The following is a 14,998-nucleotide window of genomic DNA, read 5'->3' on the forward strand; positions in this document are numbered from 1 at the left end:
AGACTTACTTGCGCTATAAAAAGATGTTAAAATTGACCAATATCAATTACGGCTTGAGCAGACTTATGATCCCGGAAAAGCGAATTATACGACGCATCCAGTCTGGCGGTTGTGCAATCCATTGTCAGGATTGCAGCATCAGCCAGCTCTGTATCCCGTTCACGCTGAATGAGCACGAGCTTGATCAGCTGGATAATATTATCGAGCGTAAAAAGCCGATCCAGAAAGGACAGACCCTGTTCAAAGCAGGTGATGAGCTGAAATCGCTGTATGCCATTCGTTCTGGCACCATCAAAAGCTACACCATTACCGAGCAAGGCGACGAGCAGATCACCGGTTTCCATCTGGCGGGTGATTTAGTCGGCTTTGACGCCATCGGTACGGGCCATCATCCAAGTTTCGCACAGGCACTGGAAACCTCCATGGTCTGCGAGATCCCGTTTGAGACGCTGGACGACCTGTCGGGCAAAATGCCGAACCTTCGCCAGCAGATGATGCGTCTGATGAGCGGTGAGATTAAAGGCGATCAGGATATGATCCTGCTGCTCTCCAAGAAAAATGCGGAAGAGCGTCTGGCTGCGTTTATCTATAACCTGTCTCGCCGTTTCGCGCAGCGTGGTTTCTCTCCTCGCGAGTTCCGTCTGACCATGACCCGTGGCGATATCGGTAACTATCTCGGCCTGACGGTGGAAACCATCAGCCGCCTGTTAGGTCGCTTCCAGAAAAGCGGCATGCTGGCCGTGAAAGGCAAATACATCACCATCGAAAACAGTGATGCGCTGGCGCTGCTGGCCGGTCAGGCACGCAACGTCGCCTGATACCCTACTCCCGTCACGCGATAGCCGGAACGACCCCGTTCCGGCTTTTTTATGTCCGCGATCCAGTAATATTATAAATACGTAATTAATATCACCACTCCTCTTTTATACGAATAATAACCTCGCGCTTTTTTAATATTAATCAAACACTGTGCGTAATGTCTTATGGCTCGTATATCTTCGGGGTGTTAATCTCATGATGACTTGTCGATTTCAGGAGAGATGTTCTATCGTTAATTAATATTTATCATGATGGATTGTTTGAATAAAGGAGGTGAGATGCATTGGGAGATAAAAAAAATGCTTGTGTGCCCGGAAAGCGGCACGGCATACGCTGTCGCCGCGACGCCGGAGGATCTGGATATCATCGTATGGTATGAAGGTTCTTACTTTTTACGCCCGGGTAATACGTTAACTACCAGTGATTTAGGTTTATTTGTGAATGGCCGTCCACGCGATATTAAGCTTATCAGTTGTTTTCCCTACACCCGCTCTCTATGGTTATATTACACAGTCCGGTCAGTCTGCCCCGGTAATAATAACGAACTCCTCAGTCACTGCAACGATACAGACATTTGCCAGTTTGAATATTGTCCTTATGGTGTTCCATTATGTCATCAGCGTCGGGAGCCGGAATAATGCCTTCCTGCACAGACAGATGCGTAAGTCGCAACATCTCACCCTTTTTTCTGATTTGTTGATCTGACTGCGTCTCTTTGCTGTTTCATTTTACGTAGATGGGTTATCTTTTAGTTAATGAATGTAGTTACAGCTGTAAGGAGACCCTGTATGGCAATGTATCAAAACATGCTGGTGGCAATCGATCCGAACCAGGACGACCAGCCAGCGCTACGGCGTGCTGTTTATCTGCATCAGCGGATCGGGGGCCGTATCAAGGCCTTCTTACCGATCTACGATTTTTCGTATGAAATGACGACGCTGCTTTCCCCGGATGAGCGTACCGCGATGCGTCAGGGGGTTATTAGCCAGCGTACCGCATGGATCCGCGAGCAGGCAAAATACTACCTCGAAGCAGGGATCCCGATTGATATCAAAGTGGTCTGGCACAACCGTCCGTTTGAGGCCATCATCCAGGAAGTCATCAGCGGCGGTCATGATTTACTGCTGAAAATGACGCACCAGCACGACCGACTGGAAGCCGTTATCTTCACTCCAACTGACTGGCACCTGCTGCGTAAATGCCCGTGCCCGGTGTGGATGGTGAAAGATCAGCCCTGGCCGGAAGGCGGCAAAGCGCTGGTTGCGGTTAACCTTGCCAGCGAAGAGCCCTATCACGATTCGCTGAACATTAAGCTGATTAAAGAGACGCAGCAACTGGCCGAGCAGATCAACCATACCGAAGTCCATCTGGTGGGCGCCTACCCGGTCACACCGATCAACATTGCTATCGAACTGCCGGACTTTGACCCCAGCGTGTATAACGACGCCATTCGCGGGCAGCATCTGCTGGCCATGAAAGCGCTGCGACAGAAGTTCTCCATTGCAGAAGAACTGACGCACGTGGAAAAAGGATTGCCGGAAGAGGTCATCCCGGATCTCGCGGAACATCTGCAGGCGGGGATTGTGGTGCTGGGCACCGTGGGACGCACCGGACTTTCCGCAGCATTCCTCGGCAATACGGCAGAACAAGTGATAGACCACTTGCGCTGCGACCTGCTGGCGCTCAAACCTGAGCAGTATCAGACACCGGTTGAACTTGACGACGAAGAAGACGATTAACCACAAAAAAAGCCGCTCTCAGAGCGGCTTTCTCATCATGTATCCTGTCAATGGATACCCAAACGCCAGGCAAAATAAATCTCTTCTTTCAGCTCGCTGGAAGATAGCGCCATCAGATCGGCAAATTCCAGTTCCAGCTGTTTCAGCTTCTTCAGGTATTGTGCGGGCGTCAACAGGCTGGTGTCGCGGCGAAGGTATTCAATGGCCAACTGCGCCGGGGTTATTTCGGTATCCATAACATCCTCATTCGTGTTTAAATCCTGACCAGTATAACACATCGACCTGGGTGTTTTTTGACCATTTGCAATTATTTTGTGAATAAAAAAGCCGCCTCCTGAGAAGCGGCTTTGACAACAATAACGGCGATCAGAGCGCTTTCAGAATTGCATCCACGCTGGCTTTCGCATCGCCAAAAAGCATTGAGGTATTCTCTTTGAAGAACAGCGGGTTTTGTACCCCGGCGTAGCCCGTATTCATCGAGCGCTTAAAGACGATGACGTTTTGCGCTTTCCAGACTTCCAGCACCGGCATACCGGCAATCGGACTCTTCGGATCGTCCTGTGCCGCCGGGTTAACGGTGTCGTTAGCGCCGATCACCAGCACGGTGTCGGTGTCGGTAAAGTCGTCGTTGATCTCGTCCATTTCCAGCACGATGTCGTACGGCACTTTCGCTTCCGCCAATAGCACGTTCATGTGGCCTGGCAGACGACCCGCGACCGGGTGAATACCAAAACGCACTTTGATACCGCGCGCGCGCAGCTTCTCGGTGATTTCAGCCACCGGATACTGCGCCTGCGCCACCGCCATGCCGTAGCCCGGAGTGATGATGACGGAGTGCGAATTTTTCAGCAATTCTGCAGTCTCTTCCGCGCTGATTTCGCGATGTTCACCCGTTTCTTCGTCGCTGCCCGTTGAAGAGCCATCGGTACCAAAGCCACCGGCAATCACGCTGATGAACGAACGGTTCATCGCTTTACACATGATGTAGGAGAGGATCGCACCCGACGAGCCGACCAGCGCACCGGTCACGATCAGCAGATCATTGCTCAGCATAAAGCCTGCAGCGGCAGCCGCCCAACCGGAGTAGGAGTTCAGCATTGACACCACCACCGGCATATCGGCCCCGCCGATGGACGCCACCAGATGCCAGCCAAACGCCAGCGCGATGAGGGTCATCACCAGCAGCGCCAGCACCTGCAGCCCGACGCTTTCGGTACGCACGAACACAACCAGCAGCAGGAACGACACGACCAGCGCCGCGAGGTTCATTTTGTGACGGTTCGGCAGCATCAGCGGTTTCGAGGAGATTTTGCCGCGCAGCTTACCAAACGCCACGATGGAACCAGTAAAGGTCACCGCACCGATGAAGATACCCAGGAACACTTCGGTGAGATGAATGTTGACCAGAATCGGTTCGAGGCCAGGTTCGTGATAAAGATAGCTGTTGAAGCCCACCAGTACCGCCGCCAGACCAACGAAGCTGTGCAGAATTGCCACCAGTTCCGGCATTTCGGTCATTTCGACCTTTTTCGCCAGACGGATACCGATCGCGCCGCCGATGATCATCGCGACGAGGATCCACGCCACGTTGCCGGTATCCGGTCCGAAAATGGTTGCGACCAGCGCAATCGCCATCCCGGCGATACCGTAGTAGTTGCCCTGCTGGGACGTCTCATGCTTCGAAAGCCCCGCCAGACTGAAAATAAACAGGATCGCGGCAACAATGTATGCAGCTGTAACTAATCCACCAGACATTTGTTACCCCTTACCCTTTGCGGAACATTTTCAGCATGCGCTGAGTGACGGTGAAACCACCAAAAATGTTAATACTGGCGATCAGTACCGCGATAAAACTGAGGAAGCTGACCCAGCCACCCTGCCCGATCTGCAACAGCGCGCCTACCACAATAATCCCCGAAATAGCGTTGGTGACAGACATCAACGGCGTATGCAGTGCATGCGACACGTTCCACACCACGTAATAGCCCACGACACAGGACAGTGCGAAGACGGTGAAGTGACCAAGGAACTCTCTCGGTGCCACATCGGCCAGCCAGCCGAAGAGAATAATCACCAGCGCCATCAGCGCGTATTTACGCCATGGTGAGGCCGGTTTTTCTGGCGCTTTCGGCGCAGTATCGACTTTCGCCGCCTGCGGTTGTGCAGACACCTGAATCGGCGGCGCAGGCCAGGTGATTTCTCCTTCACGCACCACGGTGACGCCGCGCACCACCACATCATCAAAATCGATGGTGACCGTGCCGTCTTTCTCTTTGCACAGCAGTTTCATCAGGTTAACGAGGTTGGTGCCATACAGCTGAGAGGACTGCGTCGGCAGACGTCCCGGCAAATCGGTATAGCCAATCACCTTCACGCCGCTGGCGGTGGTCACCACTTCGTTGGCGACGGTGTATTCGCAGTTGCCGCCGTTTTGCGCCGCCAGGTCCACGATTACACTCCCCGGCGTCATGGAATCCACCATTTCGCGGGTAATGAGTTTTGGCGCTGGTTTGCCCGGGATCAGCGCGGTGGTGACGATGATGTCCACCTCTTTCGCCTGCGCGGCGAAAAGCGCCATTTCAGCCTTAATAAAGGCTTCCGACATTACTTTGGCGTAACCGTCTCCGCTGCCGGCTTCTTCTTCGAAATCCAGCTCGAGGAATTCCGCGCCCATACTCTGCACCTGCTCTTTCACTTCAGGGCGCGTATCGAAAGCGCGAACAATCGCGCCAAGGCTGTTTGCCGCACCGATGGCGGCGAGACCTGCCACCCCGGCACCGATCACCATCACTTTGGCTGGTGGAACTTTACCTGCGGCGGTGATCTGACCGGTAAAGAAGCGGCCGAATTCATGCGCCGCTTCGACGATCGCACGGTAGCCTGCGATGTTGGCCATCGAGCTCAGGGCATCCAGCGACTGCGCACGGGAAATACGCGGTACCGAATCCATCGCCATGACGTTGATGTTACGCGCCGCCAGCTTTTCCATCAGTTCAGGATTCTGCGCGGGCCAGATAAAGCTGATTAAGGTCGTGCCCGGATTGAGCAGCGCGATCTCTTTGTCGGTCGGCGCATTCACCTTGAGAATGACATCCGAATGCCACACGGCATTGCCGGTCACAATCTCTGCGCCCGCGGCCGCAAAGGCGCTGTCGTCAAAGCTGGCCAGATGCCCCGCGCTGCTTTCAATGGCGACCTCGAAACCGAGCTTAAGCAGCTGTTCCACCGTTTTTGGCGTCGCAGCAACCCGGGTTTCCTGGGCCCACCTCTCTTTTGGTACACCAATACGCATAATATTCCCTTCCATCGGCAAGTGATGATGGTTTGTTGAGTCGTCGGCTAACGCGGGTCGCAACGTGACGCAAACCTGCCATCAGCCTGAAAAATAAAACAGTAACAAACTGTCTATAACCTACTGAAAATAACGGCTGCGATCTACATCAAGAAAAAAGTATTTATGAATTTATTGAGGAAAAGTCATCGCTGCACTGCGCAGCAGCAATATTTACCTTTATTTTATGACGAGGCCTGATAATTCGCTCTAACGAAGCGGTAAAACGTGATCAATCGCCTGCGGAGAAATGCACTTTTAACAATACATTAACTTATAAAAGTGGTATCGATGACCTGTTTGACTGTTCAACCGCCTGTTTTTTCAACATATCACCAAAATATCGCTAAACGTTATCTGACTCTGTCATCGACATCGCACGGGAAATGAAAAATGGCGCAGACAGCAAGCAGAATTAAATGCAATAATCAGCCACGTTTCTATTCAACAACACTACCAGTATCTGGTTTGCGCAAGGCGAAGGATTATTTTTATGAAGCTTAAGTATACACTCCTGGCGTCAGCACTCCTGTCTGCAACTGCCCTGTCAGCCAATGCAGCCACCGAGTTGACCCCGGAGCAAGCGGCAGCACTGAAGCCCTACGACCGCGTCGTGATCACCGGCCGCTTTAATGCTATTGGCGAAGCGGTACAGGCCGTTTCCCGCAAAGCGGATAAAGAAGGCGCTGCCTCTTTTTATGTTGTAGATACCTCGGATTTTGGTAACAGCGGCAACTGGCGCGTCACCGCCGATCTTTATAAGAGCGATGCAGGCAAAGCTGACGAACCGGTTAACCGCGTGATTAACGGCGTGACTGAGCTGCCGAAAGAACAGGCCGTTGAGCTTGAGCCGTTTGACACCGTAACCGTTCAGGGCTTCTTCCGCAGCCAGCCGGACGTCAACGATGCCATCACCAAAGCCGCGAAAGCGAAAGGTGCGGCCTCCTTCTTTATCGTTCGTCAGGTCGATGCGAATGACGGCGGCAACCAGCGCGTGACTGCATTCGTTTATAAAGCCGATGCGAAGAAACGTGTACTGCAGAGCCCGGACGCAATCCCGGCGGATTCTGATGCAGGTCGCGCAGCGCTGGCACAAGGCGGTGAAGAAGCGAAGAAAGTCGAAATCCCTGGCGTGGCGACCAGTGCCTCTGTGGGCATGGGAACCGGCGTGGGTCGCTTCTTCGAAACGCAGTCCTCTAAAGGCGGGCGTTACACTGTCACCCTGCCGGACGGCACAAAAATTGAAGAAGTGAATAAAATCACCGCTGCTCAGATGGTTCCGTTCGACAGCATCAAGTTCACCGGTAACTACGGCAACATGAGCGAAATCTCCTACCAGGTCGCGAAACGTGCGGCGAAAAAAGGCGCGAAGTACTACCACATCACGCGTCAATGGCAGGAGCGCGGCGGCAACATCACTATCAGTGCCGATCTGTATAAATAAGCGAATACCCTTCACAAAAAGGCGGTTTTTACCGCCTTTTTTCATTTTATTATGCATATGTCATTGCATGCAGCCTGGACACTTCGTAAAATCCCGCGCCTTAGCGTAATCCACCATGTTTATGCGATTACACACAATAAATATTCTTTCATCCCGATTTACTATCACAGGATGCCCATGGAAAAGAAACTAGGTCTCAGCGCGCTCACCGCTCTGGTATTGAGCTCAATGCTCGGCGCTGGCGTGTTCAGTTTGCCGCAGAACATGGCCGCCGTGGCCAGCCCGGCAGCGCTGCTTATCGGCTGGGCCATCACCGGTGTCGGGATCCTGTTTCTCGCCTTTGCCATGCTGGTGCTGACACGGATTCGCGCTGACCTCGACGGCGGTATTTTTACCTATGCCCGCGAAGGTTTTGGCGAACTGATTGGTTTTTGCTCGGCGTGGGGATACTGGCTGTGCGCGGTGATCGCCAACGTTTCGTATCTGGTTATCGTCTTTTCGGCGCTGAGTTTCTTCACCGACACGCCGGAATTACGCCTGTTTGGCGACGGCAACACCTGGCAGTCCATCATCGGCGCGTCGGTGCTGTTGTGGTTCGTGCATTTTCTTGTCCTGCGCGGCGTACAGACAGCGGCGAGCATCAACCTGGTCGCCACGCTGGCGAAGCTGCTGCCGCTCGGGCTGTTTGTGGTGCTGGCGGGCCTGGNATTTCAGCGGTATTGCACTTGGCGTACCGGTCTGGGAGCAGGTCAAAAACACCATGCTGATTACGCTGTGGGTGTTCATTGGCGTCGAAGGCGCGGTGGTGGTTTCTGCCCGAGCGCGCAATAAGAATGATGTCGGGCGCGCCACGCTGTTGGCGGTACTTTCTGCGCTGGCCGTCTATCTGCTGGTGACGCTGCTGTCGCTGGGCGTGGTGGCGCGTCCGGAACTGGCGGAAATGCGTAATCCTTCAATGGCCGGACTGATGGTGAAAATGATGGGTTCCTGGGGCGAGGTGATCATCGCCGCCGGACTTATCGTCTCCGTCTGCGGCGCGTACCTGAGCTGGACAATCATGGCCGCTGAAGTGCCCTATCTGGCCGCTACGCATAAAGCGTTTCCGCGTGTCTTTGCCCGTCAGAATGAAAACAGCGCGCCGTCCGCCTCACTGTGGCTGACCAATATCAGCGTTCAGGTCTGCCTGGTGCTGATCTGGCTGACCGGCTCCGATTACAACACGCTGCTGACCATCGCTTCAGAGATGATCCTCGTGCCCTATTTTCTCGTCGGTGCTTTCCTGCTGAAAATTGCCACACGTCCACTGCATAAAGCGGTAGGTATCGGTGCCTGCATTTATGGCTTATGGTTATTGTATGCTTCCGGCCCGATGCATCTGCTGTTGTCCGTGGTGCTGTATGCGCCGGGTTTACTGGTCTTTCTTTACGCGCGTCGCACGCACCAGCACGATCAGATGCTCAGACGTCGTGAAATGGCATTAATTGGTTTTATACTGGTTGCCGCTTTCCCGGCAACGTGGATGCTGATGGGGTAATCGTGTTTCCCCATCGCAGAACGCTAAGGAGACACTGATGGGAACCACCCGACAGCGCCCTGTCCTCATCACCGGTGGAGGCCGACGTATCGGCCTCGCCCTTGCCCACCATTTTCTCAATCTGAAACAGTCCGTTATCATCAGCTATCGCAGCGAATACCCGGCTCTCGAGGGTCTGTGCGAAGCCGGTGCAACCTGTATTCAGGCGGACTTTTCTACCGATGACAGCATTCTGGCGTTTGCTGAAGAAGTGAAAAACCACGCCCCGCACGGTTTGCGGGCGATACTGCACAACGCCAGCGGCTGGATGGCAGAAAAGAGCGGTGTCCCGCTGAGTGACGTCTTAAGCGCGATGCTGCACATTCACGTTCATGCACCCTACCTGCTCAACCATGCGCTGGAAGGATTACTGCGCGGCCACGGCCACGCCGCCAGTGATATTATTCATTTCACGGATTACGTGGTGGAACGCGGGAGCGACAAGCATATCGCTTACGCCGCCAGCAAAGCGGCGCTGGATAACATGACCCGCTCATTTGCGCGGAAATTGGCACCGGAAGTGAAAGTGAACGCCATTGCGCCCTCGCTGATTCTGTTTAACGAAGGCGATGATGCCGATTACCGGCAGCAGGCGCTGAATAAATCACTGATGAAAACCGCGCCGGGCGAGAAAGAGATCATTGAACTGGTCGATTACCTGTTAGTCAGCTGTTTCGTCACCGGACGCAGTTTCGCGGTAGATGGCGGCCGTCATCTGCGTTAGTGGAAGCGGCTCCACACGGCAATCAGCACCCAGGCGCTGAGCCCCCAGCAGGCGACAGCGCCGGTCAGCGCCCACGGCAGGCGCCAGAAACCGGTGAAATACCACAGCGACAGCAGATAAAGAAAGTACGGAATGATCGACCACATGCCGAAAACAATGGTCGCACGCAGCGCTTCAATGCCTCGCTCGCTGGCGACGATGTAGTGCGCGATCAGCGCGAAAGTCGGAAAAAGCGGGATCAGCCCGGCAATGTAATAGTTTTTGGTCTTCGCCAGTACGCCAATCAACACTACCACCAGCGCACCCAACGCCGCCTTAATCACCAGCCCCATCGTTTTTTGCCTTAACATTCAAGTAACAACAACGGGCAGCATAACGGAATTCATCGTGTTTATAAAAGATTAATGGAAGCCGGTTGTGCGGGGGTGTATGTTACGTTTTTTAGTTGCGCATGTAGATTATGAACAAGATCGTTTATGTCGAAGATGATCCCGAGGTTGGCGCGCTGATTGCCGCTTATCTGGGCAAGCATGATATGGATGTGGTTGTTGAACCACGCGGGGATCGCGCTGAAGAGGTTATCGCCCGCGAGCAGCCTGACCTCGTGTTGCTGGACATCATGCTGCCGGGTAAAGACGGCATGACGTTATGCCGCGATCTGCGCAACCAGTGGCAAGGCCCGATTGTGTTGCTGACGTCTCTCGACAGCGACATGAACCATATACTGTCGCTGGAAATGGGCGCCAGTGATTACATTCTGAAAACCACGCCCCCCGCCGTTTTACTGGCGCGTCTGCGTCTGCATTTACGTCAGCGCGTCACCCCGTCGACGGCGACGACGGTATCGCCATTAACTCCGCACAAAGCCATTCGCTTTGGTTCGCTGTCGATTGACCCGGTGAACCGGCAGGTGATCCTCAGCGGGGAAAACGTCGCCCTCTCGACCGCAGATTTCGATCTGCTCTGGGAACTGGCGACCCATGCCGGGCAAATTATGGACAGAGACGCGTTGCTGAAAAACCTGCGCGGTGTCACCTATGACGGCATGGACCGCAGCGTCGACGTGGCGATTTCCCGTTTACGCAAGAAACTGCTCGACAGCGCGACGGAGCCCTATCGCATCAAAACCGTGCGCAACAAAGGCTATCTTTTCGCGCCCCACGCCTGGGATAACTGACCCTCGATCACTGTACAGGTCGCCCTATGAAAAAGCTGTTCGTTCAGTTCTACCTTCTGTTGTTTGTCTGCTTCCTGGTGATGACCATGCTGGTCGGGCTGGTCTATAAATTTACCGCAGAACGGGCCGGACGCCAGTCGCTGGACGACCTGATGAAAAGCTCGCTGTATCTGATGCGCAGCGAGCTACGTGAAATCCCACCGCGCGACTGGAGCAAGACGCTGAAAGAGATGGATTTCAACCTCTCATTCGATTTGCGCGTGGAGCCGCTCAATAAATTCCACCTGACCGACGTCGCCATGAAACACCTGCGCGCCGGTGACATCGTGGCGCTGGACGATCAGTACACCTTTATTCAGCGCATCCCGCGCAGCCATTACGTGCTGGCCGTCGGGCCGGTGCCCTACCTCTATTTTTTGCATGAAATGCGTCTGCTGGATATGGCATTGATGGCCCTGATTGCCGTTTCGCTGGCTTTCCCGGTGTTCGTCTGGATGCGTCCCCACTGGCAGGACATGCTACGACTGGAAGCCGCCGCCCAGCGTTTCGGTGAAGGACACCTCGCCGAACGTATTCATTTCGATAATATGTCCAGCTTCCAGCGGCTCGGCGTCACCTTTAACCAGATGGCCGACAACATCAACGCGCTGATCGCCAGTAAGAAACAGCTAATCGACGGCATTGCGCACGAGCTACGCACGCCGCTGGTGCGCCTGCGTTATCGCCTGGAAATGAGTGAAAATCTGGATGAAACCGAGTCTCAGGCGTTGAACCGCGACATCAGCCAGCTTGAAGGGCTGATCGAAGAGCTGCTGACTTACGCCCGCCTCGATCGTCCGCAAAACGAACTGACGCTAACGACGCCGGATTTACCGCAGTGGATCGGCGCGCATATCGAAGATATTCAGTCGGTGAATCCGCAACGCGCCGTCACCCTGTCGCAGTTGAATGCGGGTGACTACGGCGCCCTGGATATGCGTCTGATGGAGCGCGTGCTCGATAACCTGGTGAACAACGCGCTGCGTTACAGTAACCAACGTGTGGAGGTCAGTCTGACGTTAGCGGGCTCTCGCGCCACATTGTGCGTTGAAGACGACGGCCCGGGTATTGCGCCAAACGAACGTGAACGCGTGTTCGAGCCATTTGTCCGGCTTGACCCAAGCCGCGACAGAGCGACGGGCGGCTGCGGTCTCGGGCTGGCGATTGTCCACTCTATCGCGCAGGCGATGTCTGGCGACGTGGCCTGCGACCCAAGCCATCTGGGCGGCGCACGGTTTAGTTTTAGCTGGCCGGTTTATCATCACATCCCCCTTTCCGCCCTTGCCTGACGAGGGATTGCACAGAAGTTGACCTCTGCGTATACTTAGCCAGTCACTAGTATGTTGTAACTAATGAAGGGCGTAACGATGCAATACGATCTTGTTGAACGACTGACCGCGACGTTCCGCGCGTTAGAGCATGAACTGGCCGCTTTTCGTGACGATCTCACCGAATGTCGGCTGCTGGCGGCGCGGGTGTTTGTCCTGCCGGAAATCAGCAAGGAAGAGGAGCATGCCCCGCTGGCGCAGATTCAGGTGACACAACTCATCGGCCAGGAGGCGCGCGACGTGGCGCTCACCCACTTCAGCCATCTGTTCATTCAGCAACAGTCTGAGAAACGCAGCAGCAAAGCCGCCGTTCGTCTGCCGGGTGTACTCTGCTTTCAGACATCCGCGGAACAGCACGCGCAGCTGACGGCACGCATCACTCATATCAATACCCTGAAAGCCGCGTTTGAAAAGATCGTGACGGTGGAATCCGGGCTGCCCTCCGCCGCTCGCTTTGAATGGGTTCACCGCTATTTGCCTGGCCTGCTTACCCTCAGTGCCTACCGCTCACTGACGCTACTCAATGATCCGAGTACCTTACGTTTCGGTTGGGCGAACAAACATTTCATCAAGAATCTGACCCGTGACGACGTGCTTAAACAGCTGGAAAAAAGCCTGAGCGCGCCGCGTGCCGTCGCGCCGTGGACGCGGGAGCAGTGGCAGGCGAAGCTGGAGAAAGAATATCAGGATATCGCCGCGCTGCCGCAGCGTGCGAAACTGAAAATTAAACGGCCGGTGAAGGTGCAGCCCGTCGCCCGCGTCTGGTATGCGGGCGAGCAAAAACAGGTTCAGTACGCCTGCCCGAGCCCGATGATCGCCCTGATGTCCGGCACGCGCGGCGTCAGCGTGCCGGATATTGGCGAGTTGCTGAATTACGATGCGGAAAACATTCAGTATCGTTATAAACCGCAGGCGCAGCCGCTGACCCTGATGATCCCGCGGCTGCATCTGTATCTGGCNNCTGGCTAGTGATTAATGTCCATGCTGCCGACCATCTCTTCCGGACGGACCCAACTGTCGAACTGTTCTGACGTGAGGTAGCCGAGCGCCAGCGCCGACGCTTTCAGGGTCAGCCCCTCTTTATGCGCCTTTTTGGCAATTTCAGCGGCTTTGTCATAGCCGATGTGGGTGTTGAGCGCCGTCACCAGCATCAGCGATTCATTCAGCAACTGATTGATTCGCTCACGGTTCGGCTCGATACCCACCGCGCAATGCGCATTGAAGCTTTCCATGCCGTCAGCCAGCAGACGGACAGACTGCAGGAAGTTATGGATCACCATTGGCCGGTAGACGTTAAGCTCAAAGTTACCGGACGCCCCGCCCATGTTCACCGCCACATCGTTGCCCATCACCTGACAGCACAGCATGGTCATCGCTTCGCACTGCGTCGGGTTAACCTTGCCCGGCATGATGGAGGAGCCCGGTTCATTTTCCGGGATCGCAATTTCGCCGATACCGCAACGTGGGCCGGAGGCCAGCCAGCGCACGTCGTTGGCGATTTTCATCAGCGACGCCGCCAGCCCTTTCAGCGCCCCGTGGGCATGGACCAATGCATCGCAGGTGGCCAGCGCTTCAAATTTATTCGGCGCGGTGACGAACGGCTGTCCGCTGAGGGTCGCCAGCTCTTCGGCCACGCGGAAGGCATATTCCGGATGGGTGTTCAGGCCGGTGCCGACCGCCGTGCCGCCGAGCGCCAGTTCGCTCAGGTGCGGCAGACTGAGTTCGATATGCTTCAGGTTGTGCTCAAGCATCGCCACCCAGCCGGAAAATTCCTGCCCGAGGGTCAGCGGCGTGGCGTCCTGCAGATGGGTACGGCCGATTTTGACGATATCGGCAAACGCGGCGGATTTATCGCTCAACGTCTTTTTCAGCACCTTGAGTTGCGGGATCAGCTGTTCATTGAGCGCAATCACCGCCGCTACGTGCATGGCCGTCGGGAAAACGTCGTTAGAACTCTGGCTTTTGTTAACGTCATCGTTAGGATGAATTTTGCGCTCCATGCCACGAATGCCGCCGAGCAGTTCACTGCCGCGGTTGGCCAGCACCTCATTCATGTTCATGTTGCTCTGGGTGCCGGAACCGGTCTGCCAGATCGCCAGTGGAAATTCGTCTGCGTGTTTGCCCGCCAGCACTTCGTCCGCGGCGGCGATTATCGCGCCCGCTTTGTCCTCGGCCAGCAGGTGCAAATCCTGATTCACTTTTGCCGCTGCACGTTTGGTCAGCGCCAGCGCGTGGATCAACGCGGTCGGCATTTTCTCCGTTGAGATACGAAAATGCTCCAGCGAACGCTGCGTTTGCGCGCCCCACAGCTTATCCGCCGGGACGTCAATCGCGCCCATGGAATCTTTTTCGCGGCGTAACGTTGTCATTACTTTCTCCTTGATAACGATAAAGTTAGAGACATTGCTCACATGCCAATCAGGATAAAGTATTGCTTGCTTCAGAATGACTGCATGGCGCTTTGTGCGCTCTTGATGTGCCGGGTGGCGACTACCGCCTTCCCCGGCTTACGGATTTGTAGGCCCGGCAAGCAAAGCGCCGCCGGGCAATAGTGCTATTTCACGCAGCGCGTGCACTGCGATGACTGGATCTGCTGGAAGAAATCGTTGCCTTTGTCATCCACCAGGATAAACGCCGGGAAATCTTCAACCTCGATTTTCCAGATAGCCTCCATGCCGAGCTCCGGGTATTCCACGCATTCCAGGCTTTTGATACTGTCCTGCGCCAGTACCGCCGCCGGGCCGCCAATGCTGCCAAGGTAGAAACCGCCGTGCTTATGACAGGCGTCCGTCACCTGCTGGCTGCGGTTGCCTTTCGCCAGCAT

At 55.0% G+C, this 14,998-nt stretch carries 14 protein-coding genes and 1 pseudogene; 9 read left to right on the forward strand and 6 right to left on the reverse strand.

Going from position 1 to position 14,998, the window contains the following annotated elements; genetic code table 11:
* The first annotated feature begins 65 nt into the window (after nucleotides 1-65).
* From fnr to uspE, 3 genes are all read left to right on the forward strand, one after another.
* Nucleotides 66-818 (forward strand): fumarate/nitrate reduction transcriptional regulator Fnr, encoded by a 753-nt coding sequence (gene fnr, locus GM30_RS07265; protein ID WP_124965872.1) that lies wholly within the window; start codon nucleotides 66-68, stop codon nucleotides 816-818.
* Nucleotides 819-1,097: 279 nt separating this feature from the next.
* The gene (locus GM30_RS26050; protein WP_072091916.1) at nucleotides 1,098-1,457 is read left to right on the forward strand and encodes a hypothetical protein; all 360 of its coding nucleotides are present in this window, start codon (nucleotides 1,098-1,100) and stop codon (nucleotides 1,455-1,457) included.
* Nucleotides 1,458-1,607: 150 nt separating this feature from the next.
* Nucleotides 1,608-2,558 carry a universal stress protein UspE gene (gene uspE / locus GM30_RS07270; RefSeq protein WP_049848064.1) on the forward strand — a complete coding sequence of 317 codons (951 nt, stop codon included), beginning with the start codon at nucleotides 1,608-1,610 and terminating at the stop codon, nucleotides 2,556-2,558.
* Nucleotides 2,559-2,605: 47 nt separating this feature from the next.
* Here the strand turns inward: uspE and GM30_RS07275 are convergent, their stop codons facing one another.
* The 3 genes from GM30_RS07275 to pntA all read right to left on the reverse strand — a co-directional run bounded on the left by GM30_RS07275 (nucleotide 2,606) and on the right by pntA (nucleotide 5,850).
* The gene (locus GM30_RS07275; RefSeq protein WP_038154034.1) at nucleotides 2,606-2,794 is read right to left on the reverse strand and encodes a YdiH family protein; all 189 of its coding nucleotides are present in this window, start codon (nucleotides 2,792-2,794) and stop codon (nucleotides 2,606-2,608) included.
* Nucleotides 2,795-2,924: 130 nt separating this feature from the next.
* Nucleotides 2,925-4,313 carry a Re/Si-specific NAD(P)(+) transhydrogenase subunit beta gene (gene pntB, locus GM30_RS07280; protein ID WP_049848065.1) on the reverse strand — a complete coding sequence of 463 codons (1,389 nt, stop codon included), beginning with the start codon at nucleotides 4,311-4,313 and terminating at the stop codon, nucleotides 2,925-2,927.
* Between the two features lie 10 nt (nucleotides 4,314-4,323).
* Nucleotides 4,324-5,850: a Re/Si-specific NAD(P)(+) transhydrogenase subunit alpha gene (pntA, locus tag GM30_RS07285; protein ID WP_049848066.1), complete on the reverse strand. Its 1,527-nt coding sequence runs from the start codon at nucleotides 5,848-5,850 to the stop codon at nucleotides 4,324-4,326.
* A 532-nt stretch (nucleotides 5,851-6,382) separates the two neighbouring features.
* On the opposite strand from pntA, the gene ydgH reads away from it, so the two are divergent.
* From ydgH to folM, 3 genes and pseudogenes are all read left to right on the forward strand, one after another.
* Entirely contained in the window at nucleotides 6,383-7,333 is a 951-nt protein-coding gene (ydgH, locus tag GM30_RS07290) for a DUF1471 family protein YdgH (RefSeq protein ID WP_049848067.1), read from the forward strand.
* A 177-nt stretch (nucleotides 7,334-7,510) separates the two neighbouring features.
* Nucleotides 7,511-8,867, forward strand: a pseudogene (locus GM30_RS07295) (amino acid permease).
* Nucleotides 8,868-8,904: 37 nt separating this feature from the next.
* Entirely contained in the window at nucleotides 8,905-9,630 is a 726-nt protein-coding gene (gene folM, locus GM30_RS07300) for a dihydromonapterin reductase (protein WP_049848068.1), read from the forward strand.
* On the opposite strand, the gene GM30_RS07305 is transcribed toward folM, so the two are convergent.
* Nucleotides 9,627-9,962, reverse strand: coding sequence for a GlpM family protein (locus GM30_RS07305; protein ID WP_049848069.1), 336 nt, complete (start codon nucleotides 9,960-9,962; stop codon nucleotides 9,627-9,629). The two genes, folM and GM30_RS07305, sit on opposite strands and share 4 nt — an antisense overlap.
* 128 nt (nucleotides 9,963-10,090) lie before the next feature.
* Here GM30_RS07305 and rstA point away from each other — a divergent pair, with 128 nt between their 5' ends.
* The 3 genes from rstA to tus all read left to right on the forward strand — a co-directional run bounded on the left by rstA (nucleotide 10,091) and on the right by tus (nucleotide 13,143).
* Entirely contained in the window at nucleotides 10,091-10,807 is a 717-nt protein-coding gene (rstA, locus tag GM30_RS07310; RefSeq protein WP_049848070.1) for a two-component system response regulator RstA, read from the forward strand.
* 26 nt (nucleotides 10,808-10,833) lie between these two features.
* Nucleotides 10,834-12,135 carry a two-component system sensor histidine kinase RstB gene (rstB, locus tag GM30_RS07315; RefSeq protein ID WP_049848071.1) on the forward strand — a complete coding sequence of 434 codons (1,302 nt, stop codon included), beginning with the start codon at nucleotides 10,834-10,836 and terminating at the stop codon, nucleotides 12,133-12,135.
* A 78-nt stretch (nucleotides 12,136-12,213) separates the two neighbouring features.
* Nucleotides 12,214-13,143: a DNA replication terminus site-binding protein gene (gene tus, locus GM30_RS07320; protein WP_049848072.1), complete on the forward strand. Its 930-nt coding sequence runs from the start codon at nucleotides 12,214-12,216 to the stop codon at nucleotides 13,141-13,143.
* Here tus and fumC read toward each other — a convergent pair.
* Nucleotides 13,140-14,543 carry a class II fumarate hydratase gene (gene fumC / locus GM30_RS07325; protein ID WP_049848073.1) on the reverse strand — a complete coding sequence of 468 codons (1,404 nt, stop codon included), beginning with the start codon at nucleotides 14,541-14,543 and terminating at the stop codon, nucleotides 13,140-13,142. The two genes, tus and fumC, sit on opposite strands and share 4 nt — an antisense overlap.
* A gap of 185 nt (nucleotides 14,544-14,728) precedes the next feature.
* Nucleotides 14,729-14,998 (reverse strand): fumarate hydratase C-terminal domain-containing protein (locus tag GM30_RS07330; protein ID WP_049848074.1); only part of this gene is annotated, 270 nt, incomplete at its 5' end.

It is taken from the genome of Trabulsiella odontotermitis (genome assembly GCF_001188485.1).
GTDB classification, from domain to species: Bacteria; Pseudomonadota; Gammaproteobacteria; order Enterobacterales; family Enterobacteriaceae; genus Trabulsiella; species Trabulsiella odontotermitis_A.

What these genes read in the sequence shown, in the direction of transcription:
- fnr (WP_124965872.1), top strand. Translation starts at nt 66, where the DNA reads ATGATCCCGGAAAAGCGAATTATACGACGCATCCAGTCTGGCGGTTGT.
- GM30_RS26050 (WP_072091916.1), top strand. Translation starts at nt 1,098, where the DNA reads ATGCATTGGGAGATAAAAAAAATGCTTGTGTGCCCGGAAAGCGGCACG.
- uspE (WP_049848064.1), top strand. Translation starts at nt 1,608, where the DNA reads ATGGCAATGTATCAAAACATGCTGGTGGCAATCGATCCGAACCAGGAC.
- GM30_RS07275 (WP_038154034.1), bottom strand. Translation starts at nt 2,794, where the DNA reads ATGGATACCGAAATAACCCCGGCGCAGTTGGCCATTGAATACCTTCGC.
- pntB (WP_049848065.1), bottom strand. Translation starts at nt 4,313, where the DNA reads ATGTCTGGTGGATTAGTTACAGCTGCATACATTGTTGCCGCGATCCTG.
- pntA (WP_049848066.1), bottom strand. Translation starts at nt 5,850, where the DNA reads ATGCGTATTGGTGTACCAAAAGAGAGGTGGGCCCAGGAAACCCGGGTT.
- ydgH (WP_049848067.1), top strand. Translation starts at nt 6,383, where the DNA reads ATGAAGCTTAAGTATACACTCCTGGCGTCAGCACTCCTGTCTGCAACT.
- folM (WP_049848068.1), top strand. Translation starts at nt 8,905, where the DNA reads ATGGGAACCACCCGACAGCGCCCTGTCCTCATCACCGGTGGAGGCCGA.
- GM30_RS07305 (WP_049848069.1), bottom strand. Translation starts at nt 9,962, where the DNA reads ATGGGGCTGGTGATTAAGGCGGCGTTGGGTGCGCTGGTGGTAGTGTTG.
- rstA (WP_049848070.1), top strand. Translation starts at nt 10,091, where the DNA reads ATGAACAAGATCGTTTATGTCGAAGATGATCCCGAGGTTGGCGCGCTG.
- rstB (WP_049848071.1), top strand. Translation starts at nt 10,834, where the DNA reads ATGAAAAAGCTGTTCGTTCAGTTCTACCTTCTGTTGTTTGTCTGCTTC.
- fumC (WP_049848073.1), bottom strand. Translation starts at nt 14,543, where the DNA reads ATGACAACGTTACGCCGCGAAAAAGATTCCATGGGCGCGATTGACGTC.